Origin of the sequence: Mycobacterium sp. URHD0025 (assembly GCF_000426065.1) — a bacterium.
Classification (GTDB): Bacteria; Actinomycetota; Actinomycetes; order Mycobacteriales; family Mycobacteriaceae; genus Mycobacterium.
In genome coordinates, this window is sequence record NZ_AUEQ01000013.1 from 221,985 (window position 1) to 243,032 (window position 21,048).

20 protein-coding genes are annotated in these 21,048 nt (G+C 66.9%); 12 read left to right on the forward strand and 8 right to left on the reverse strand.

Annotation, left to right across the window (positions count from 1 at the left end; genetic code table 11):
* The first annotated feature begins 33 nt into the window (after window positions 1-33).
* Genes H977_RS0121355 through H977_RS0121385 form a run of 7 tightly spaced genes read left to right on the forward strand, consistent with a single transcriptional unit; the run spans window position 34 to window position 6,460 of the window.
* Window positions 34-696, forward strand: a complete 663-nt coding sequence (locus H977_RS0121355; protein WP_029109781.1) for an amino acid ABC transporter permease — start codon at window positions 34-36, stop codon at window positions 694-696.
* Window positions 696-1,403, forward strand: coding sequence for an amino acid ABC transporter permease (locus H977_RS0121360; protein WP_036476671.1), 708 nt, complete (start codon window positions 696-698; stop codon window positions 1,401-1,403). Before H977_RS0121355 ends, H977_RS0121360 begins: the two co-directional genes overlap by 1 nt.
* Window positions 1,400-2,128 carry an amino acid ABC transporter ATP-binding protein gene (locus H977_RS0121365; protein ID WP_029109783.1) on the forward strand — a complete coding sequence of 243 codons (729 nt, stop codon included), beginning with the start codon at window positions 1,400-1,402 and terminating at the stop codon, window positions 2,126-2,128. The genes H977_RS0121360 and H977_RS0121365 overlap by 4 nt, the downstream gene beginning before the upstream one ends.
* Window position 2,129: 1 nt before the next feature.
* On the forward strand, window positions 2,130-3,719 hold the full coding sequence (locus H977_RS0121370) for an N-acyl-D-amino-acid deacylase family protein (RefSeq protein ID WP_029109784.1): 1,590 nt from the start codon (window positions 2,130-2,132) through the stop codon (window positions 3,717-3,719).
* Window positions 3,720-3,756: 37 nt separating this feature from the next.
* Window positions 3,757-4,893 carry a mandelate racemase/muconate lactonizing enzyme family protein gene (locus H977_RS0121375; protein WP_029109785.1) on the forward strand — a complete coding sequence of 379 codons (1,137 nt, stop codon included), beginning with the start codon at window positions 3,757-3,759 and terminating at the stop codon, window positions 4,891-4,893.
* Window positions 4,890-5,504 (forward strand): bifunctional 4-hydroxy-2-oxoglutarate aldolase/2-dehydro-3-deoxy-phosphogluconate aldolase, encoded by a 615-nt coding sequence (locus H977_RS0121380; RefSeq protein ID WP_029109786.1) that lies wholly within the window; start codon window positions 4,890-4,892, stop codon window positions 5,502-5,504. The genes H977_RS0121375 and H977_RS0121380 overlap by 4 nt, the downstream gene beginning before the upstream one ends.
* Window positions 5,501-6,460, forward strand: a complete 960-nt coding sequence (locus H977_RS0121385) for a sugar kinase (protein ID WP_029109787.1) — start codon at window positions 5,501-5,503, stop codon at window positions 6,458-6,460. The genes H977_RS0121380 and H977_RS0121385 overlap by 4 nt, the downstream gene beginning before the upstream one ends.
* On the opposite strand, the gene H977_RS0121390 is transcribed toward H977_RS0121385, so the two are convergent.
* Complete coding sequence (locus tag H977_RS0121390) at window positions 6,457-7,089, reverse strand: mycothiol-dependent nitroreductase Rv2466c family protein (RefSeq protein ID WP_029109788.1); 633 nt, start codon at window positions 7,087-7,089, stop codon at window positions 6,457-6,459. The two genes, H977_RS0121385 and H977_RS0121390, sit on opposite strands and share 4 nt — an antisense overlap.
* A gap of 280 nt (window positions 7,090-7,369) precedes the next feature.
* On the opposite strand from H977_RS0121390, the gene H977_RS0121395 reads away from it, so the two are divergent.
* The 3 genes from H977_RS0121395 (at window position 7,370) to H977_RS0121405 (ending at window position 10,842) form a co-directional block, all read left to right on the forward strand.
* A complete protein-coding gene (locus H977_RS0121395) occupies window positions 7,370-7,774 on the forward strand; it encodes a DUF732 domain-containing protein (protein WP_029109789.1) in 405 nt (134 codons plus the stop codon).
* 38 nt (window positions 7,775-7,812) lie between these two features.
* The gene (pepN, locus tag H977_RS0121400) at window positions 7,813-10,404 is read left to right on the forward strand and encodes an aminopeptidase N (RefSeq protein WP_029109790.1); all 2,592 of its coding nucleotides are present in this window, start codon (window positions 7,813-7,815) and stop codon (window positions 10,402-10,404) included.
* A gap of 96 nt (window positions 10,405-10,500) precedes the next feature.
* Window positions 10,501-10,842 carry an HNH endonuclease gene (locus H977_RS0121405; protein ID WP_029109791.1) on the forward strand — a complete coding sequence of 114 codons (342 nt, stop codon included), beginning with the start codon at window positions 10,501-10,503 and terminating at the stop codon, window positions 10,840-10,842.
* 78 nt (window positions 10,843-10,920) lie between these two features.
* On the opposite strand, the gene H977_RS0121410 is transcribed toward H977_RS0121405, so the two are convergent.
* Genes H977_RS0121410 through H977_RS0121420 form a run of 3 tightly spaced genes read right to left on the reverse strand, consistent with a single transcriptional unit; the run spans window position 10,921 to window position 12,326 of the window.
* Complete coding sequence (locus tag H977_RS0121410) at window positions 10,921-11,403, reverse strand: DUF5130 domain-containing protein (protein ID WP_029109792.1); 483 nt, start codon at window positions 11,401-11,403, stop codon at window positions 10,921-10,923.
* Entirely contained in the window at window positions 11,390-11,623 is a 234-nt protein-coding gene (ctaJ, locus tag H977_RS0121415; RefSeq protein ID WP_029109793.1) for an aa3-type cytochrome oxidase subunit CtaJ, read from the reverse strand. Before ctaJ ends, H977_RS0121410 begins: the two co-directional genes overlap by 14 nt.
* A gap of 58 nt (window positions 11,624-11,681) precedes the next feature.
* Complete coding sequence (locus H977_RS0121420; protein ID WP_029109794.1) at window positions 11,682-12,326, reverse strand: HNH endonuclease; 645 nt, start codon at window positions 12,324-12,326, stop codon at window positions 11,682-11,684.
* A gap of 162 nt (window positions 12,327-12,488) precedes the next feature.
* On the opposite strand from H977_RS0121420, the gene H977_RS0121425 reads away from it, so the two are divergent.
* Both H977_RS0121425 and H977_RS0121430 read left to right on the forward strand, forming a co-directional pair.
* The gene (locus tag H977_RS0121425) at window positions 12,489-12,875 is read left to right on the forward strand and encodes a globin (protein WP_196808296.1); all 387 of its coding nucleotides are present in this window, start codon (window positions 12,489-12,491) and stop codon (window positions 12,873-12,875) included.
* A 1-nt stretch (window position 12,876) separates the two neighbouring features.
* A complete protein-coding gene (locus tag H977_RS0121430; protein WP_029109796.1) occupies window positions 12,877-14,424 on the forward strand; it encodes a glycoside hydrolase family 13 protein in 1,548 nt (515 codons plus the stop codon).
* Between the two features lie 10 nt (window positions 14,425-14,434).
* Here H977_RS0121430 and H977_RS0121435 read toward each other — a convergent pair whose 3' ends face one another.
* From H977_RS0121435 to H977_RS0121450, 4 genes are read right to left on the reverse strand one after another with little or no spacing between them, the layout of a single operon-like run.
* Window positions 14,435-14,968, reverse strand: a complete 534-nt coding sequence (locus tag H977_RS0121435; RefSeq protein WP_029109797.1) for a putative immunity protein — start codon at window positions 14,966-14,968, stop codon at window positions 14,435-14,437.
* Window positions 14,969-14,984: 16 nt separating this feature from the next.
* The gene (locus tag H977_RS0121440) at window positions 14,985-15,713 is read right to left on the reverse strand and encodes a DUF8185 domain-containing protein (protein ID WP_029109798.1); all 729 of its coding nucleotides are present in this window, start codon (window positions 15,711-15,713) and stop codon (window positions 14,985-14,987) included.
* Window positions 15,710-16,117: an acyl-CoA thioesterase gene (locus tag H977_RS0121445; RefSeq protein ID WP_029109799.1), complete on the reverse strand. Its 408-nt coding sequence runs from the start codon at window positions 16,115-16,117 to the stop codon at window positions 15,710-15,712. Before H977_RS0121445 ends, H977_RS0121440 begins: the two co-directional genes overlap by 4 nt.
* Window positions 16,114-20,970, reverse strand: coding sequence for an NAD-glutamate dehydrogenase (locus H977_RS0121450; RefSeq protein WP_051288979.1), 4,857 nt, complete (start codon window positions 20,968-20,970; stop codon window positions 16,114-16,116). Before H977_RS0121450 ends, H977_RS0121445 begins: the two co-directional genes overlap by 4 nt.
* Window positions 20,971-21,048: the final 78 nt, after the last annotated feature.

Sequence of the window (21,048 nt, forward strand, 5' to 3'; positions counted from 1 at the left end):
ACCGCTGCATCCCAACACTTCTCAGGAAAACACATGCAGCTCTACTACGGGGACCTGATCCCCTATCTCGTTCCACTGCTCAAAGGCCTTTTGGTCAGCATCGGGGTGAGCCTGTTCGCCGCGCTGGTCGGCGGCACATTCGGAATCCTGCTCTACATCGGGCGCACTTCGCAGGTGAGCTTCGCGCGCGTCGCGTCGTCGGCCTACATCGAGGTCATCCGCAATACCCCACTGCTGCTGCAGCTTTACCTCGTCTACTTCGCACTGCCGCAAGCAGGTGTGAACCTCGACCCGGTCGCCGCGGGCATCCTCGCGCTCAGTGTCAACAACGCGGCGTACATGGCCGAGATCTATCGCGCGGGCTTTCAGTCTGTGCCGGCCGGCCTGCGCGAAGCGGGCGCGGCACTCGGGCTCAGCCGGCGCGACACTTTCTGGCGCGTGTTGCTCCCACCAGCGATGCGAAATGTCCTGCCGGCCATCACCAATCAGACCATTCTGCTGTTCCTCGCCTCGTCGATCACATCGGTTGTATCCCTGCCCGACCTCATGCACGTGATGATGGGAATCACCTCGACCACATTCCGCACCATCGAGGCGTTCACCGTCGGCGGCCTCCTCTACTTCGCGGTCGCCTTCCTCATCGCGAGCCTGTCGCGAATCGTCGAAACCCGGTTCATCAAATGGAAGGTGGCCTGATGTTCGAAGGACTCGGCACCCAACATCTCTCGCTGTTGTGGCACGGAGCTGTCGTGACTCTGCAGATATGCGCGCTGTCAGTACTTTTCGGCGGCGTACTCGGAGTCGTCATCGGCCTCGTGTCCACCGGAACGATCCGTGCGCTGCGGTGGGCGGCCGCGCTGTACGTCGCGCTGATCCGCGGCATCCCGGTGCTGCTGATCATCTTCTTCGTCTACTTCGGCATACCGCTGATGGCCCCGGGCAGCAGCCTCTCGGAGTACTGGGCCGCGGTGATCGCGCTGTCGGTGTTCGCGTCCGCCTACATCGGCGAGCTGGTCCGTGGCAGCATCCAAGCGGTTCCTCGCGGGCAGTTCGAGGCCGCCGAGGCGCTCGGGCTGTCCTACGCGCAACGCATGCGCTGGGTCGTCCTGCCGCAGGCGGCCCGGATGATCGTGCCACCCGGTGTCGGTTTCCTGGTGGTCCTGATCAAGGACAGCTCCCTGGTCGCGGTCATCGGTCTCATCGAATTGACCCGCGCAGGCAACGTGGTCAGCTCGCTGACCGCCGATCCGATCACCACCTACCTCATCGTCGGCGCCGGCTATTTCGTCATCTGCTACGCGCTCTCGGCGCTTGGGCACCGTTACGAAAGAAGGCTCGGCGTCCACGTCAAGGCGCCCGAGGTCGGCGACACCCTCACCCTCACCCCAGGAGCGAAGAAATGATCGAGGTCGACGGACTACGGCTGAGCTTCGGCGACACCGAAGTGCTGCACGGCGTTTCGTGCCAGGTGGCCGAGCGCGAAGTGGTGTGCATCATCGGCGCCTCGGGCTCGGGCAAGAGCACGCTGCTGCGCTGCATGAACGGCTTGGAACGGCCGTCGCACGGCACGATCGTGATCAACGGCCACACACTGGGACCCCAGGAAAAAACCGCCGACCTCGCCGTGGTGCGCCGCGATGTCGGCATGGTGTTCCAGCATTTCAACCTCTTTCCGCACATGACCGTCACCGAGAACATCGCGCTGGCGCCGCAGCGGGTACTGGGTCGCACCAGGAGCGAGGCCGAGGAACGGGCGCGCACCCTGCTGGGTCGAGTGGGATTGGCAGACAAGGCCGGCGTCTATCCCGATTCGCTGTCGGGTGGCCAGAAACAACGCGTGGCGATCGCGCGTGCACTGGCCATGGATCCGAAGATCATGCTGTTCGACGAGCCCACCTCGGCGCTGGACCCTGAGATCGTCGGCGAGGTGCTGGCTGTGATGAAAGACCTCGCCGCCGAGGGCATGACGATGGTGGTGGTGACCCACGAGATGGGCTTCGCCCGGGAGGTCTCCGACCGGGTGATCTACATGGACAAGGGCATCATCGTCGAAACCGCCAGCCCGGCATCGATGTTCACCGCACCGGAGGAGACCCGTACGCGGGAGTTCCTCAGCAAGGTGCTCTGAGATGCCGGCACTGGACTACCTGCTGACGGGCGCACACATCGTCGACGGCACCGGGACACCCGCACGACGAGCCGATGTCGGTCTACGCGGAAGCCGCATCGCATTCGCCGGGTTGTCGCCCGACGTCCGAGCAGTCACCACGCTCGACTGCACCGGCATGATCATCACGCCAGGGTTGATCGATCCGCACAGCCACAGCGACTGGTCGGTGCTGGGCAACCCCGACGCCTTCAGCACGATCCACCAGGGCGTCACGACCGAGGTGGTCGGCAACTGTGGCCTCACCTATGCGCCGATAGCCGACGACGATGCCGACACGGCTGCGGCTGCCCTGCGCGCCATGGGCTACGACGGTCTGGTCGACTGGCGCAGCTTCGGCGATTTCGTGCAGCGGGTGCACTCCGGTCCGACAGCGCAGAACCTCATGTGGTTCGTGGGACACACCGCGATCCGCAGCGCCGCGCGGTCAGCCACCGACCCACCGCGCGCGCAGATCCGTCTGCTCGAGGAGGCGATGGAGGCCGGCGCGATCGGCTTCTCCAGCGGACTGGAGTACGGCTCAGGACGTTTCGCCGATACCGAGGAACTCGTGGCACTCGCCCGGGCGGCGGGCCGGCGTGACGGCATGTACGCCAGCCACATCCGAAATCGCGACGCCGATCTCGACTCCGCCGTGGACGAGTTCTTCGCCGTCGTCGACGGCGGGCAGGTGCGTGCACAGCTGTCTCACCTGAATGTGCGTCATGGCACCGGCGCCGAGTCCGGCGCCTGGGAGCGCGCGGCCGAGCGCGTTGTCACCGAACGTCAGCGCGGAACCGATGTGCTGGCCGATATGACCCCCTACCCGCACGGTATCGGCATGGCCACCGGATTACTGCCCGCATGGTTGGCGGAACGTCCCGGTGCCGAAGCTGCCGAACTGCTCAAGGATCGGGAAGTTCGGGAGCAGGTGCGCCGGGACAGCGACCGCTACTGGCGCTTCGTCCACCGCGGACAGTGGCACCGCGTGCGGCTCGGTGTCAGCCCGACCCACCCGTACTGGGAAGGATTGTCCTTCACCGAGATCGCCGAGAAACACGGCGCCGACGAGTGGGAGTGTCTGTTCGAGATCCTCACCGCGGCAGGCGCCGACATGGGCAGCGTGCAGCTGATCGGCGAACTGTTCACCGCGGACCACCTCGCCGAGGCGATCGCCCACGACCACTTCCTGCTCGGGGTCGACGCCTTCACCACATGCCGGCACGGCGATCTCGACGGCCGAACCCGCAATCCGCTGTTCTACCACGGGCATACGCACTACCTGGCTCACCACGTTCCGTCGGGCACCCTGTCGCTGGAAACCGCCATCCACAAGATGACCGGCATGGTCGCCGAACATTTCGGCATGCGGGACCGGGGTCAACTTCGCGAGGGCGCGTTCGCCGATGTCGTCGTGTTCGACCCTGCGGTCATCGACCGCACCGATACCTGGACGCTGCCAAGCCGGTACGCCGATGCGGCGCGCCATGTCTGGGTGAACGGCGTGCCCGTCGTCACCGACGCCACCCACACGGGCCGCAGGCCCGGACTCATGCTCACCCACCGGCCGTGACCGCACGGCCACATCAACCTGAGGAGCTCCAAAACACATGAAGATCACCGGTATTCAGACGTGCGGGCTGCGCGGCGCCACCCCGGAGGGTGGCTGGTCCAACGAACTGCGTCCCGACGACGTCGTGCACACCCTGGTCGCCGTCCACACCGACAGCGGCCACGTCGGCATCGGCAGCGCCTTCACGACCGAAGGTTTGGTCGCCGCCGCCGTGGATGTGCTTGCGCCGCAAGTTATCGGGCAGAGCGCACTGGAGGCCGAGCGTCTGACTGAGACTCTGCACCAGAGCGCGTTCTGGATGGGGCGCGGCGGCTCACTCACCCATGCCACCAGCGCCATCGACATCGCGCTGTGGGACCTGGCCGGCCAAGCACTCGGTCAACCGGTAGGGCGCCTGCTCGGCGGCCGTTACCGGGAGCGGGTGCGGCCGTACGCCTCAGTACTCATGGATGAGGCGCCGGTCATGACCGAAAACCTTTCGCAACTGGCAGATCAGGGATTCACGGCATTCAAGATCGGCTGGTGGAAATTCGGCCGGGTCGACAGCGAGACCGATGAGCGGACTGTGGCTGCGGCCCGCGAAGCGGTCGGCGACCACGCGCTGGCCGTCGACGCAGGCGGTTCTGAGGCGTTCTTCCCCGGCGGATTGTCGTGGGCCAAGCGCACAGCCGACATGCTGGCCGATTACGACGTGGCATGGTTCGAGGAGGCGCTGGCGCCCGACGACGTCGACGGGTTCGTGGAGTTGAGGCGGCATTCCAAGGTGCCCATCAGTGGCGGTGAGGTGCTGACCCGTCGGCAGACGTTCTTGCCTTTTCTCGATGCGGGGGCCTTCGACATCGTGCAGCCCGACACCACCAAGGGCGGTGGCCTGAGCGAGTCCCGCCGCATCGGCTGGGCCGCGCAGGATCGCGGGGTTCGGCTGATCCCGCACGGCTGGAACACCGCGATCGGGTTGGCCGCCGATCTGCATCTGGCGTCGGCGCTGGCGGCCACCGATTTCGTCGAATACAAGACCGGATCGGCCTATATCGACGAACTCGTCAACGGCGGATGGGATCTCGACAGCGATGGCATGCTCACGGTGCCGGACGGACCCGGGCTGGGCGTCACCCTGGACCGAACCGCGCTGGAGCGCTACGGCACCCGCCCGACGTTCGCCGACGCCCGGTGAGCGAGGTGTTCGAGCACCGCGTGATCCCGCTGGCGACCGTGCGGGATCCCGACCACGTCGATGCCATCGGCGACGGGCTCGTCAACGGCGGTCTGCCGGTGGTCGAGGTGGCATTGCGCGGCGAGTACGGCCTGGCCGCGATTCGCCGGCTCGCTGCCCGCGGTGATCTCCTGGTCGGCGCCGGCACGGTCCGCTCGGGTGCGCAGGCCCGCGATGCCATCGAGGCGGGCGCGCGGTTCGTGGTGTCTCCCGGGCTGGATCCGGAGGTGGTGCGATGTGTCGAGCAGGCCGGGCTGGCGGTCATTCCGGGCGTCCTCACGCCGACCGAGGTAGAAACCGCGGCCCGGCTTGGACTGCGCCGGGTCAAGTTGTTTCCGGCCGCCGTCATCGACGCATCGGCTCTGCTGTCGGCCTACGCAGCGGTGTTCCCGGAGATGCTGTTCATGCCGTCGGCCGGTGTCACCGCCGCGAGCATGGCTGACTTCCTCACTCAGCAGGCGGTTTTCGCCGTCAGCGGCAGCTGGATCGCCGCCCGCGCCGATGCCGGTGCCGACGCGGTGGCCGATGCGGCACGCGAAGCCGTCGCCGTCGCGGCGCAGGTGCCGCGATGAGCCCGACCTTCGACGTCGTCACCCTCGGGGAAAGCCTCGGCCTGCTTACAGCGCCGCAGCCTGGGCGCCTGCACCACAACCCCACGCTGCGGCTGGGATTCGGCGGCGCCGAGAGCAATGTGGCCATCGGGGTGGCCCGGCTCGGCGGCACAGCGGCCTGGATCGGCCGGCTCGGCGCGGACAGTCTCGGCGAGTTGATCCTGCGTGAACTGCGGGCTGAAGGTGTGCAGCCCTACCCCGTGTTCGATCTCGACACCGCGACGGCGCTCATGGTCAAAGAACACCCGCACCCCGGTACCGCCCGCGTCACCTATTACCGCCGCGGGCAAGCCGGTAGCCGGCTGCGACCGGCCGATGTCCCCGTCGCCGTCGTCGCCGACACGAAAATCCTTCATGTCACCGGCATTTCGGCCGGGTTGGGTGACTCCGCCCGATCCGCGGCCCACGCCGCAATCGACGCCGCGACATCGGCGGGCGTATCGGTGTCGTTCGATGTCAACCACCGCACCACCCTGTGGAGTGACCAGCGGGCGGCAGCGGCGGCCTACCTCGAGCTTGCCCAGCGGGCCGACATCGTGTTCGCCGGAGAAGCGGAGGCGCAGCTGCTCACCGGAGCCGATACCCCGCAGCGGCAACTCGACGCTCTGCTGGACCTTGGCATCGGTTGCGCCGTGGTCAAGCGCGGCGCCGGCGGCGCGATGGTCGCCACGGCCGATGGCCGGTTATCGGCTCCGGCCGTCGCGGTCCCGGTGATCGACACCGTCGGTGCCGGGGACGCATTCGTCGCCGGCTGGCTGGCCGACCTCGCCCGTGGTGCGACGTTGCGCCAGTGCCTCGACACCGCGCTGGCGTGTGGTGCGTTCGCATGTACCGGCGAAGGTGACTGGGAATCGGCGCCGAGCCGCGACGACCTGGAGTGGCTGGGTCGCGGGCCGGTCGATCCGGTTTCGCGCTAGTCGAACTGCGGCGGCTCGCTGCGGGACCGCTTGAGCTCCCAGAAATGCGGGTACGACGCGAACGTCACCGAGGCATCCCAGAGCTTGCCGGCCTCTTCACCGCGCGGGATCTTCGAGAGCACCGGGCCGAAGAAGGCGACACCGTTGACGTGAATGGTCGGGGTGCCCACGTCGTCGCCGACGGCGTCCATGCCGGCGTGGTGGCTCTTGCGCAGTTCTTCGTCGTACTTGTCGGTGGTGGCCGCCTCGGCCAGTTCGGCGGGCAGCCCGACCTCGTCGAGCGACTGCGCGATGACCTGATCGAGGTCCTTGTTGTCCTGGTTGTGGATCCGGAAGCCCATCGCGGTGTAGAGCGGGCCGAGGATCTCCGAGCCCTTGAGCTGTTCGGCGGCGATGGCGACGCGGACCGGGCCCCACGCCTTCTTCATCAGTTCCTGGTAGTTCTCGGGCAGGTCGCGCCCTTCGTTGAGCACCGCGAGGCTCATGACGTGGAACTGCACGTCGATATCGCGCACCTTCTCGACTTCGAGAATCCAGCGGGAGGTGATCCAGCACCACGGGCACAGCGGATCGAACCAGAATCCTGCCGTGTCTTTTCGGTCTGTGGCCTTCTGATCTACGGGGGCCATCTACGCGTCCTCTCGATGTGGTTCAGGGCACAACTGCTATCAGCACAACTCTGGGTGCGCACTGAGATGTTCCCGATACCCGTAACTATCCGCGGACCAATCACGACAACTATGAAGACTGGCGTGTCGACATGCATGCTGAAGTCACGGCAGCAGCACAGGAAACGCATAGTGGGCGAACCTTTATCGAAACGTGTTGTCCCTGTGACCCTGGTAAACCACTGTTGCCCAAGTGAGCAGAGCGATCAAAGGGTTCTGCGTGATAGCTGAGGAGCTCAATATGGCCGCTCGTGCCTTCCTGGCGACCGCTGGTGCCGTCGCCGCTGCCCTCGCGCTGGCAATCCCTGCGCAGGCCGACCCGGTGCCCGCCCCGGGCGATCCGACCGACAGCTCGTTCCTGAACGCGCTGAACAGCGCGGGGGTTGGTTATGGCGACCCCAACACGGCTGTCCAGATGGGCCAGGACGTCTGTCCGATGTTGGTCGAGCCCGGTAAGGACTTCGCGTCGGTGGCCTCCCAGATGCGCGGCGACGGCGGCATGTCCCCACAGATGGCGTCGTTCTTCACCGGCATCGCGATCCAGATGTACTGCCCGCAGATGATGTCGTCGATCAGCGACGGTTCGATCCTGAACAACCTGGGTGCGCTGAACGGACTCGCCGGGATGGCCGGCTTCCCCCAGTAGCCCGGGTCCGGCCGACGTCCAGCCACTAGGTTGGACGCGTGGCACTTCCCAATCTCACTCGCGACCAGGCCGTCGAGCGCGCCGCTCTGGTCACTGTCGACAACTACCGCGTCGTCCTCGACCTCACCGACGGCAACGGCAAGCCGGGCGACCGCACCTTCCGGTCCACCACGACTGTGACATTCGACGCACTTGCCGGTGCCGACACCTTCATCGACCTGGCGGCCGACACGGTCCATGGCGCGACACTCAACGGCAACGCCCTGGATGTGTCCGCTTACGACGAATCCACCGGCATCGCGCTGACCGGCCTGGCCGAACACAACGTCCTGGTGGTCGACGCGGACTGCCTGTACTCGAACACAGGTGAGGGCCTGCACCGCTTCGTCGACCCCGTCGACAACGAGGTCTACCTCTACTCGCAGTTCGAGACGGCCGACGCCAAGCGCATGTTCGCCTGCTTCGACCAACCCGACCTCAAGGCCACCTTCGACGTGCAGGTCACCGCGCCCTCGCATTGGCAGGTGATCTCCAACGGGGCCACCACCGCCACAGAACCCGGCGGCACGGCGACGGTGCACACCTTCGCCACCACCCCGAAGATGAGCACCTACCTGGCGGCGCTGATCGCCGGACCGTACGCGGTGTGGCGCGACACCTACTCCGATCCCCACGGTGAGATCCCGCTCGGCATCTTCTGCCGTGCCTCGCTGGCCGAGTTCATGGACGCCGAGCGGTTGTTCACCGAGACCAAGCAGGGATTCGGCTTCTACCACAACAACTTCGGCGTGCCCTACGCCTTCGGCAAGTACGACCAGCTGTTCGTGCCCGAGTTCAATGCGGGTGCGATGGAGAACGCGGGCGCGGTCACGTTCCTGGAGGACTACGTCTTCCGGTCCAAGGTGACCCGCGCCTCCTACGAACGCCGCGCCGAGACCGTGCTGCACGAGATGGCGCACATGTGGTTCGGCGATCTGGTGACCATGGCCTGGTGGGACGACCTGTGGCTCAACGAGTCCTTCGCGACGTTCGCATCGGTGCTGTGCCAGGCCGAGGCCACCGAATACGACACGGCGTGGACCACTTTCGCCAACGTGGAGAAGTCCTGGGCCTACCGGCAGGATCAGCTGCCCTCGACCCATCCGGTCGCCGCGGACATCCCGGATCTGGCCGCTGTCGAGGTCAACTTCGACGGCATCACCTACGCCAAGGGCGCCTCGGTGCTCAAGCAGCTGGTGGCCTATGTCGGGCTCGAGGAATTCCTGTCCGGCCTGCGCGACTACTTCCGCGACCACGCATTCGCGAACGCCACGTTCGGTGATCTGCTGGGTGCTCTGGAGAAGTCGTCGGGACGTGACCTGTCCGGTTGGGGCCAGCAGTGGCTCAAGACAACGGGGTTGAACACATTGCGGGCCGACTTCGACGTCGACGGCTCGGGTGCGTTCACCCGATTCGCCATCGCCCAGTCGGGTGCGGCGCCCGGCGCCGGGGAGACCCGGGTGCACCGGCTTGCCGTGGGCATCTACGACGACGACCCGGCTGGCTCGGGCAAGCTCGTCCGGGTGCACCGCGAAGAGCTCGACGTCGAGGGTCCGATCACGGAAGTTCCTGCGCTGGTGGGTATTTCCCGCGGAAAGCTGATCCTGGTCAATGACGACGACCTGACCTACTGCTCGCTGCGGCTGGACCCGGCCTCGCTGTCGGCCGTGCTGTCCCGGATCGCCGATATCGCCGACCCGCTCCCCCGCACGCTGGCCTGGTCGGCAGCCTGGGAGATGACCCGCGAGGCCGAGATGAAGGCTCGTGACTTCGTCGCCCTGGTGATGAGCGGCGTGCACGCCGAGACCGAGGTCGGCGTCGCGCAGCGACTGCTCATGCAGGCACAGACCGCGCTGAGCTCGTACGCCGATCCCGCCTGGGCCGCCGAAATCGGCTGGCCGGCGTTCGGAGACGCACTGCTGGATCTGGCCGGCAAGTCCGCGCCCGGTTCCGATCATCAACTCGCGTTCGTCAACGCGCTGTGCAACTCGGTGCTGGCACCGAATCACGTCGCCGTGCTGTCGACCCTGCTCGACAACGAACCCGCCGCGGTGAACATGTCCGGCCTGGTGATCGACACCGATCTGCGCTGGCGGATCGTCACGGCACTGGCCCGCAACGGCGACATCGATGCCGACGGTCCCGATACCCCGTTCATCGACGCAGAGGCCGAGAACGACCCGACCGCGGCGGGCAAGCGGCACGCCGCGGCGGCCTCGGCAGCCCGTCCGCAGGACGAGGTGAAGTCCGCAGCGTGGGAGCAGGTCATCGAGGACGACACGATCGCCAACATCACCACCCGCGCGATCGTCGGCGGCTTCGTGCAGCCGGGCCAGTCGGAGTTGCTGGCGCCGTTCACGACCCGCTACTTCGCGGCGATCTCCGGGGTGTGGCAGCGCCGGTCCAGCGAGGTCGCGCAGACGGTGGTGATCGGGCTGTACCCCTCGTGGGACGTCAGCCAGAACGGGCTCGACGCGGCGGACGCGTTCCTGTCCGATCCCGAGGTGCCGCCCGCGTTGCGCCGCCTGGTGGTTGAGGGCCGCGCCGGCGTGGAGCGCTCGCTGCGCGCCCGCGCCTTCGACGTGAGCTGATCCGGTGAGCTGATCCGCGAGCGACCGCGTCGGTACGGCGACACGCCGTGATTGCCGTGCGGACGCGGTCGCTCGCCGGGCTCATACCCTTGGTCGGTGGCGGTCAGTCGAACCCGCGCGGCACGGGCCGCCCGCAAGCGCAAGCGTCGGATGGATCTGGTCGTCAACGACCTCACCGACGATCAGTGGGATGCCATCAAGTCCGCTTGGGGCGGGTGCGCCTACTGCGGTACCGCCGCCGGCCCGTTCCAGAAGGACTGCGTCATGGCGATCTCGCGCGGCGGCCGTTACACCGTGGACAACGTGGTACCCGCCTGCTCCTCGTGCAACGCCAGCAAGTGCAACTTCGAGGTCAGTACCTGGATGCGGCGCAAACGGCTCGATGAGCGCGAATTCCTGACCCGCTTCGTCCAGATCCGCAATGGGCTGACGGGTTAGCAGACCGCGCAAACGCAGCGAGCGTGCGTGCTTGTCAGGAGACAAACACGCACGCTCGCTGTGCGTAAGTAAAGCGGATCAGGCAGGTGAAACGCCGGCAGACAGCACGCGCACGGCGCTGATCAGACCGTCGATCAAGTTGCCTTCCTTGAAGGATGCGGCAGCCGCCGAGACGCCCAGCGGGGCGGCCTCTTCGATGCCACGGCCCTTGACGTCGGCGCCGTAGACGACCTCGATGGCGTGCTGGTCGGGTGAGACCGCGAGCAGCACCGCATTGTCGGGAGTGGGCACCTTGGCCAGGATCTCGCGTGCCGAGGCGGCGGTGTCCGCGCCCAGGTCACCGATGTAGATCGCGAACCGGGCCTTGGCCGCCCGCGAGCCGTACTTGAGCGCGTCGTCGAGCACGACGAGGTCCCTCGTCGGGAACGGGTAGTGCACCGAGAGCTCACCGGGCTCGGTGACGCCGGAGATCCGGCCGCTGTAGGTCAGCGCGTAGCCGTAGGGCAGGTCGAGTTCCCTCGTCGCGGTCGCGATTTCCGTTGTTTGGCTACCACTTGCCACTTGCGCCGCCTCCGATCGTCACACCGTGTGAATCGTGCCCGCCGTGCCCATGATCCTGCGGCTCCTCGGCAGCCCAGAGGATGGGCTCGTGAGTCCACGGATCGGACATCTTGTAGGTGGCCGGATGCGGTCCCTTGCGGGGCAGGTAGATCAACGCCAGGACCACGAACAACAACAGCGGAACCCCTCCGAGGAGGGAATGGGTAAGTGCTGTGCTCACGCGCAAACCGTATCAGCCGCAACACGACGATGCGCCGAGAGTGCCCAACAACGAGGCGTCACGCCGCGCCCTCTCCGAGATAGCGCACCCAGGCCGGGTCGAGTTCCTTGATGGTCGACAACAGCCTCCAGTGCTGCCCCTTGGGCGGCATCGGAACGCACCGCAGTGACCAGCCCAGTTCGGCCAGCAGACGGTCGGCCTTGCGGTGATTGCACGGCGCGCACGCCGCCACGCAGTTCTCCCACGAATGCTCGCCGCCGCGGCTCCGCGGGATCACGTGATCGACGGTGTCGGCCCGCCCGCCGCAGTACGCACAGCGGAACCGGTCACGATGCATGAGCGCGGCCCGGGTCATCGGGACGCGGGCCCGATAGGGCACCCGCACGAAGGTTCGCAGCCGGATCACCGAGGGCACCACGATGGTGCGCGTGGCCGAGTGGATGATCGGTCCCGACGGGTCGTCGTGCACGACGTCGGCCTTGCCACACATCACCATGATCACCGCACGCCGCAGCGGTAGCGCCGTCAGCGGTTCATAGGTGGAGTTGAGCAGCAGCACCCGGCGGCGGCCCCACAGTGAGGCGTCGGGGGTCGTCGTCGGCAGGGCCTCGACGCTGTGCAGGGGGCGATTTGGCACATGGGGTCCCGAGGGGCCGGGTATGTGGCCGGTCCGTCGCATATGGCTTTTTTTGCTGTGCGCCATGGAGCCTCCGAGGAGACAGTCCACCACGGATCAAGGAGATACGCACGAAAATTCTTTGTGTGTTCGCAGGTCAGTCCAATGAACACCAGGTGACCACGGTGCCGTGACCGGCTCGGACGCGATGTCGGGCCACAATGGACGACAATGAACGACGTGACGCAGGTGCAGCGATCTTTCTACGACGAAGTCGGCGGGCACGAGACGTTCGCGGCGATCGTGTCCCGGTTCTACCAGCTGGTGCGCGAGGACGAGATCCTGCTGCCGTTGTATCCCGAGGACGACATCGACGGCGCCGAGGAGCGGCTGCGGATGTTCCTCGAGCAGTACTGGGGTGGACCGCGGACGTACTCCGACCAGCGTGGCCACCCGCGCCTGAGGATGCGGCATGCGCCGTTCCGCATCGGGTACCTCGAACGCGACGCCTGGTTGCGCTGCATGCACACCGCAGTGGCTTCGATCGACTCCGCGACGCTGGACGAGCCCCACCGGCAGGCGTTGCTGGACTATCTGAACATGGCCGCGGACTCGATGGTGAACTCGGCGTTCTGACATGCGCCGGTGGTGGACGGACGCGGTTTTCTACCAGGTCTATCCCCGCTCGTTCGCCGACAGCGACGGCGACGGGGTCGGTGATCTCGACGGCGTGAGCGCACGGCTGGACTATCTGGCGGCGCTCGGCGTCGACGCGTTGTGGCTCAATCCGGTCATGGTGTCGCCGATGGCCGATCACGGGTATGACGTCGCCGACCCGCGCGATGTCGACCCGCTGTTCGGCGGTCTCGATGCGTTGGACCGGCTGCTCGACGCCGCTCACGCGCGCGGGATCCGGGTCACCATGGACCTGGTTCCCAACCACACGAGCTCGGCGCACCCGTGGTTCGTCCAGGCCCTGGCCGATCCACGCCGCCGCGACCGCTACATCTTCCGCGACGGTCGCGGCCCACGCGGCGACATCCCGCCCAACAACTGGGTGTCGGTGTTCGGCGGCCCGGCGTGGACCCGTGTCACCGAGCCCGACGGCACCCCGGGCCAGTGGTATCTGCACCTGTTCGATCCCGCGCAACCCGACCTGAACTGGACCCATCCCGCGGTGTTCGAGGATCTGGAGAAGACGCTGCGGTTCTGGCTCGACCGCGGGATCGACGGGTTCCGCATCGACGTGGCCCACGGCATGGCCAAGCCACCCGAGCTGCCCGACATGGCGGTCACCGACACCGCGCTGCTGCGCAACAGCGAAGACGACCCGCGGTTCGACAACGACAGCGTGCACGACATTCACCGCTTCATCCGCAGCGTGTTCGACGACTATCCCGACGCGGTGGCCGTCGGAGAGGTGTGGGTGCACGGCAACGAGCGCTTCGCGAAATACCTGCGCCCCGACGAGCTTCATCTGGGCTTCAATTTCCGCTTGGTACAAGCCGATTTCGATGCCCGCGACATCCACGATGCGATCGACAACGCGGTCGTGGCGGCCAATCTCGCCGGGGCGACACCGACGTGGACGCTGTCCAACCACGACGTAGAGCGAGAGGTCACCCGCTACGGCGGCGGGGTTCGGGGGCTGGCGCGAGCGCGCGCGATGGCGCTGGTGATGCTGGCTCTGCCGGGCGCGGTGTTCGTCTACAACGGCGAGGAACTCGGGCTGCCCAATGTCGATCTGCCCGATGCGGTGCTCCAGGATCCGGTGTGGGAGCGCTCCGGTCACACCGAACGCGGGCGGGACGGTTGCCGCGTGCCGATGCCGTGGTCGGGTGATGCGCCGCCGTTCGGGTTCTCGTCGAACTCCGACACGTGGCTGCCGATGCCGGCCGAGTGGGCCGCACTGACAGTGCAGCGCCAGCAGACCGACCCGTCATCGACGCTGGAGTTCTACCGGCGGGCGATCCGATTACGCTCCGGCCGTGCCGAATTCGCGGGCAGCCGAATCGAGCTGACGACATCCGGCGACATGCTGACGTTACGACGCGACGGTGGCCTGACGTGTGTGCTCAACACCGGCACCGATCCGGCACCATTACCGGCCGGCGAGATGCTGCTGACCAGCGGCGAGCTGATCGAAGGCCGGCTGCCACCGGATGCCGCCGCCTGGGTGATCTAGCGGTGGGGCGTCAGCGCCGGGCCCGCAGGGCATCGTCCAAGGTCGTCATCAGCTGGGCGACCCGGCCGGTACCGGTCGGCGCCGGCGGATAGCGGCAGAGAACATCGATCAAGACCGGCGTGGCACGTTGCCGGGCGCGTTGCAGCGTGATGTCCCCGGCCTCGGGATCGCCGCCGCCGTTGATCTCGGCAATACGGGCCGCGCTCGCCGCGGCCCGCAGAATGTGGCCGACCTGGTGAGCTTTCGCGATCGGATGCAGATAGGCCGCTGAGGCGGCGTCCCCCGCTGCCTGCGCGGCCAGACGCGCGGCTTCGGTATCGGCGCCTTTCGCCGCCCGGTGAGCGTCCAGCGCGGCGACCCGCTGGGCCTGGGTCCTGGGCGCACCGTTGACGAACAGCCAAGCGGCATTGATGGCTGCTCGCGGCCGAGGGTCGTCGGGATGGGCACCTTCGTATACGCCGAGGACCTCTTCAGCCGTCTCTGTCACATATCGAGCGACGACTCGCAACTCGTCCGTGGTCAGCTCGAAGTCACCCGATGACACGCTGTGCGGCCGATTCTCACGCCACGATCAGCGCGGCGCTGTCGCGACGCCGGTACACCGAGCCGAAGCGGGCGTCGATGCGCAACCACGACGGGTGGGCGCGGACCCGGACGATCTCCTGCTCGCTGACCTCGTTGCCGGTTTGCGGCAGAAACCCCATGGCGGTCAACGCGAAGACGCAGCGCATGGGGACGCCGACACTGTGATCGCCTGCGCTGACCGCGATGACCTCCTGGTCCAGCAGCGAGGCCGGCGGCCCGTGGGCACTGCTGTGCTCGCGGGCGAGCGCACCGCCCTGCTGAGCCAGGTCGAGCATCACCCGCGCGGGGATGTCATCGAGGTGGACGAATCCGCCCTCGGGCGGCAAGCCCCCGCGCCAGGCCGAGTCCATCGGGAAGCCGGGGTCGACGTATGCGTCTGTGGCAGTGGACAATCCGGTCACCAGCGCATCGGCTCCCGCGGACAGGTCCGACGGACGGACCCGTCCGGTCACCACCCGGCTGGCCAGCACATCCAATCCGGTCGCCACCCACGCCACCGAGGAACCGCCGGTACCGATCCCCCGGTCGCTGCGCTCCTGCCCGCCGGTGCCGATCCCCCGGTCGCTACGCTCCTGCCCACCGGTCCGCTCCCGCAGGCGCACCACCGCGGCATCGTCCAGCCGCAGCGCGCGTTCGACGAACGTCGCGAGATCGGCACGGTCGCGCGGATCTTCGATCCACAGGCCGCGCTCCGGGGTGGTCATCGCAGATGGCTCTCCAGGTAGCCGCGCTGCTCAGCAGTCAGACGTTCCAGTCGTTGCTCGGCGATGTGTACCGCGGCCAGCTGAGTCTCACCGATCACCGACGGCTTGGCGTCGGGGGCGGCGTTCACCGGGCGCACCTCGTAACCGATGGTGAAGTCGACGGCGCGCACCCGCTTGGACCACATGGTCACCTGCAGGGGTGAGTCCACGAGCCGCAGCTGCCCCTTGTAGACGATGTTGACCTCGGCGATCAGCAGGCCGATGGTCTCGATCGTCGCGCCGAAAGGCTCACGCAGGAACGGAATCCGGGCCTCTTCGAGAAGCGTCACCATGGTGGCGTGGTTGATGTGCTGGTACATGTCGATGTCGGACCAGCGCACATGCACCGGCGTTGTAAAACTCACGCAGTCGTTCCCGTTCCACTCGTTCGTGTCATGCTGCGGATCTGCCGCGCCGCCACAGACAACGTCGCCAGATCCTGCTCGCCATCTTGGTATATCTCGGTCAGCGTGCGCCGGGCGCGGGTAACCCGGGAGCTGTTGGTCAGCTCCCACTCGGCGATCTTCTCCTCACCGGTCTCATCGGGTTCGCCGACTGCGAGCACGTCGAAGCACAGGGCGCGAAGCGAACCGTAGATGTCATCGCGAATAGCCAACCGCGCCAGGGAATGCCACCGGTCATCACGGCCCAGCCGCGACACCGCGGTGAGCAACCCGTCGGCGCCGAGGCGATCCATCAACGCAAAGTAGGTGTCGGCCACCTCGGTGGGCTCGCGGTCGACGATGTCGGAAATGTCGATCACGTCGAGCAGGCTGTACTGGTACAGCCCGGTGGCCACGGCATAGGCCAGTTCGTCGGACACTCCCTGCGCGCTGAACTCGCCCGCTTCCTTTTCGACGATGGCCTTGTCGTCACCGCGCAGCCACTGCGGCATGTGCGGGCGCAGAGCCGACACCTTCGCCGCGAACCGGTTGATCTCGGCACCGACGGCCAGCGGTTGCGGCCGGTAGTTCAGCAACCAGCGTCCCGCCCGGTCGACCAGCCGGCGCAGATCCAGCGTCATCCGGTCGGTCACGAACACCGGCACCCCGTCGTCACCGGCGGCCCGAATCTCGCGCCACACCTTGCCGATTCCGAAGATGGCGTCGGTGGCAACGTAGCTGCGCACGGCGTCCACGGGGCCGACCCCGACATCCTCGGTGATGCGGTAGGCGTAGCTGATCCCGCTGGTGTCCACGAGATCGTTGATCAGCATGGTGGTGACGATCTCCCGGCGCAGTTGGTGCGACCGGATCTCGCTGGTGAACTGCTCCCGCAGCTTCTCCGGGAAGTACCGCGGCAGCCGGGAGGCGAACACCTCCTGATCGGGCAGGTCGCTGGCCAGCACATCGTCTTTGAGATTGAGCTTGACGTGCGCCATCAGGGTCGCCAATTCCGGTGAGGTCAAACCGATTCCGGCATCGGCACGGCGCCGGATCTCTTTTTCCGCCGGCAACGCCTCAAGCTGACGGTTCAGCCCGCGGTTCGCCTGGAAGTCCTTGATCATCCGGGCGTGCACCGAGAGCATGCTCGCGGCGTTGGCCCGGCTGGTCCCCATCAGGTCGTTCTGGTCTTTGTTGTCGGTCAGCACCAGCGCACCGACCTCGTCGGTCATCGACAACAACAAGTCGGTGCGTTCGGAGGCGCTGACCTTGTCGGCGGTGACCAGTGAGTCGATCAGGATCTTGATGTTGACCTCATGGTCGGAGCAGTCCACACCGGCGGAGTTGTCCAGGGCATCGGTGTTGATCCGGCCGCCGGCCAGATCGAATTCGATGCGCCCCAAAGAGGTCACCCCGAGGTTGCCGCCTTCGCCGATGACCTTGGCCCGCACCTCGTTTCCGCACACCCGGATCTGGTCGTTGGCGCGATCACCCACATCTGCCTCGGTCTCGGCCTTGACGTAGGTGCCGATGCCGCCGTTCCACAACAGGTCGACCAGTGCTTTGAGAATGGCCTTCATCAGAGCGGGCGGCGTGAGCTCTTCGACATCGCCGTCGATCCCGAGCGCGGCACGCGCCTGCGGGCTGATCGGAATGGACTTCTGCTGCCGGCTGAAGACCCCGCCTCCCTCGCTGATCAGCGAGGCGTCGTAGTCCTCCCAGCTGGAGCGGGGCAGCTCGAACAGGCGTTGGCGTTCCACCCACGACCGGGCCGCATCAGGGTTGGGGTCGACGAAGATGTGGCGGTGGTCGAAGGCGGCGATCAGCCTGATGTGCTTCGACAACAGCATGCCGTTGCCGAACACGTCGCCGCTCATGTCGCCGACTCCGACGACGGTGAAGTCCTGGCTCTGGGTGTCCACCCCCATCTCGCGGAAATGCCGCTTCACCGACTCCCACGCGCCCTTGGCCGTGATTCCCATGGCCTTGTGGTCGTAGCCGATGGAACCGCCTGAGGCGAACGCGTCGCCGAGCCAGAAGCCGTAGGACTTCGCGACTTCATTGGCGATGTCGGAGAACGTGGCCGTGCCCTTGTCGGCCGCGACCACCAGATAGGCGTCCTCGCCGTCGCGGCGCACCACGTCCGGCGGAGTGACGACGGCACCGGTTCCCTTGTCCACGTTGTCGGTGACGTCGAGCAGTCCGGAGATGAAAAGTTGATAGCACGCAACGCCTTCGGCGCGGGTCGCCTCACGGTCGACGGCGGGGTCACCGGTTGGCTCGGGCGGCCGCTTGACCACGAATCCGCCCTTGGCCCCGACCGGCACGATGACGGCGTTCTTCACCGCCTGCGCCTTGACCAGGCCCAGGACCTCGGTGCGGAAGTCCTCTCGGCGATCCGACCAGCGCAGCCCGCCGCGGGCCACGAACCCGAATCGCAGATGCACGCCCTCCACCCGAGGTGAGTACACGAAGATCTCGAACTTGGGCCGGGGCAACGGCAGCTCGTTGATCAGGCCGGGATTCAGCTTCATCGCCACCACGCCGCGCTGGCGTGCCGAATTCGGCTGGCGCACAAAGTAGTTGGTGCGCAGCGTGGCCTGGATCAGCGTGGCGAAGGCACGCAGCACCCGGTCGGTGTCCAGGCTCACCAGGGCGTCGATATCGGCAGCGACAGCAGCGGCCGCCCCCTGGGCGTCGCGGGTACCGGCGGTGTCCTCCGACGGGTCGAACAGCGCCTCGAACAGTTGCACCAACGATCGGGTGGTGTGGGGATTCTCGTTGACCACCGATTCGATGTGTGACTGGCTGTACGGGAAACCGGCCTGGCGCAGGTACTTCGCGTAGGCGCGCAGGATCACCACCTGCTGCCAGGTCAGATCGGCACGCAGCACCAGTTCGTTGAACCGGTCCACCTCGACCCAGCCGTGCCAGATCGCCGTGACCGCATCCGCGAACCGCTGTGCCGTGGCTTCCCGCGAAGCCTCGTCGGCCGCGTCGGGGATGCTGCGCTGCCGGGCGACCTTGAACTGATAGATCCAGACCGGCAGGCCGTCGGCCCGGCGCACGGTATAGGGACGCTCCTCGAGCACCACGACGCCCATCGACTGCAGCATCGGCAGCAGTTCGCTCAGCGACGCCGATTGTCCGCCGAGGTACCAGGTGAGCTGGCCGAGCCCGTCGTCGCCGCCCTCGGTGAACACCAGCTTCACCGAATTGTCCTGGAGTCCTTCGATGATCGCGATGTCGGCGATAGCGTCGGCCGGGGCGACGGCTTGTTTGTAGTCTTCCGGGAACGCCGACGCATAGTGCTCCACAGCGGCCGGGCTGAGCGCGGCGTGCGCCGCCGCGCTGGTCATGCGATCGCCCCAGTTGCGGGTGGCCTCGGTCAGCAGATTCTGGATGCGGTTTTCGTTCTCGGTCGAGGTATCGACGCTCTGCGCGACTGTGCCGTCAGGTAACCGGACAATGAAATGGACTACTGCCCATGGCGATTCGCTCACCCTGGCCGAATAGTCGATGCTCTCGCCACCGAGCTCGCGCACCAGGATGTCCTGCATTTCCAGTCGCACCGCGGTGGTGTAGCGATCACGCGGCAGGTACACCAGACAGGACACGAAATGCGCGAGTTGATCCGCGCGCAGGAACAGCAGTGTGCGACGTCGCGACCCCAGGTCCACCACGGTCAGCGCCATCTCGAGCAGTTGCTTGGAGCTCAGCGCGAACAACTCCGGACGCGGAATGGTCTGGATGATGTCGCGCAGCATCTGAGCGGGATGGCTGGGATCTCTACGCGCCATGGCCAGTGCCTCTTCGACCCGTCGCGAGATCAACGGGATCTCCAGCACATTGGCGTTCATCGCGGCCATGGTGAACAGGCCGACAAAGCGATGCTCTGTAGCCGTGACCCCACCTCGTTCGGCACCGCTCTCGCGAACCACGACGATGTACGGATTGGCGCCGTAACGCACGTAGCTCGGCATCGTGGCCTGCGCGAGCACCATCAGGTCGTCGGCGGCGGCCAGCGGCGGGAGCACATCCTCGCGCAACTTGAGCACACCGAGCCGGCTCGCCGGATCTACCGAGGCATGCCCGTCGCTGATCGCGCACTGCTGGTAACCGAGCAGCACGAAGTGCCCGTCGGACAACCAGCGCAAGAGCGCTGCCACATCCCTGCGGTCGGCATTGGGAAACCGGCCCTCCACATCGGTGGCCACGTCGTTGGCCAGTGCATGCAGGGCGGCGCCCATGGCCGCCGAGTCCAGCCCGATCTGGCGGGCGTCGGCGAGGACGCCGGGGAGCAACCGGACCACCTCGCTGAGTGCGGGACCGTCGGCCGCCCCACTGACGGGTACCAGGATCCAGCACTCGTCGACGCCGTCACCTCCGGTGGCCTCGGCGGCAGGCTGGAAATCCACCAGCTCGCCGTCGGCGTCGCGGCGCACACGAAAGACCGGGTTCATGATGGCCGGATAGGCCACGCCGTTCCGGTGCAGCAGCACCGTGACCGAATCCACCAGCATCGCCGCCTGCTCGGTGACGATCTGCAGGGCCGGGCCTGAGTCGGCATCGCCCGGGTACACCACGACCTTGGTCTCTCCCGGTGCCCGTCGACCACCCAACGCGTAGTGGGCGGCCAACGTGGCGTCGGAGACCAGTCGCTCGGCCACTGCGCCCTGCGGGCCGGTGGCCGAGATTCCGGGCGCATCGGCCTGCGGAGCCCGATAGGTGGACAGGAAAGCCACAGCGAGCCGGTGGATCACCTCAGGGCTTACCTGCGAGCGATCTCCTTCGCTAATTCCCTGTCCCCGAAGAGCTCCCGGTTTGGCCGCCATACGGATCACTCCCTACTCACGCCCCCACACCGGCTTCGGTGCACAGTTGCGACATTAGTAGCGTCAACGAGCCCGCTG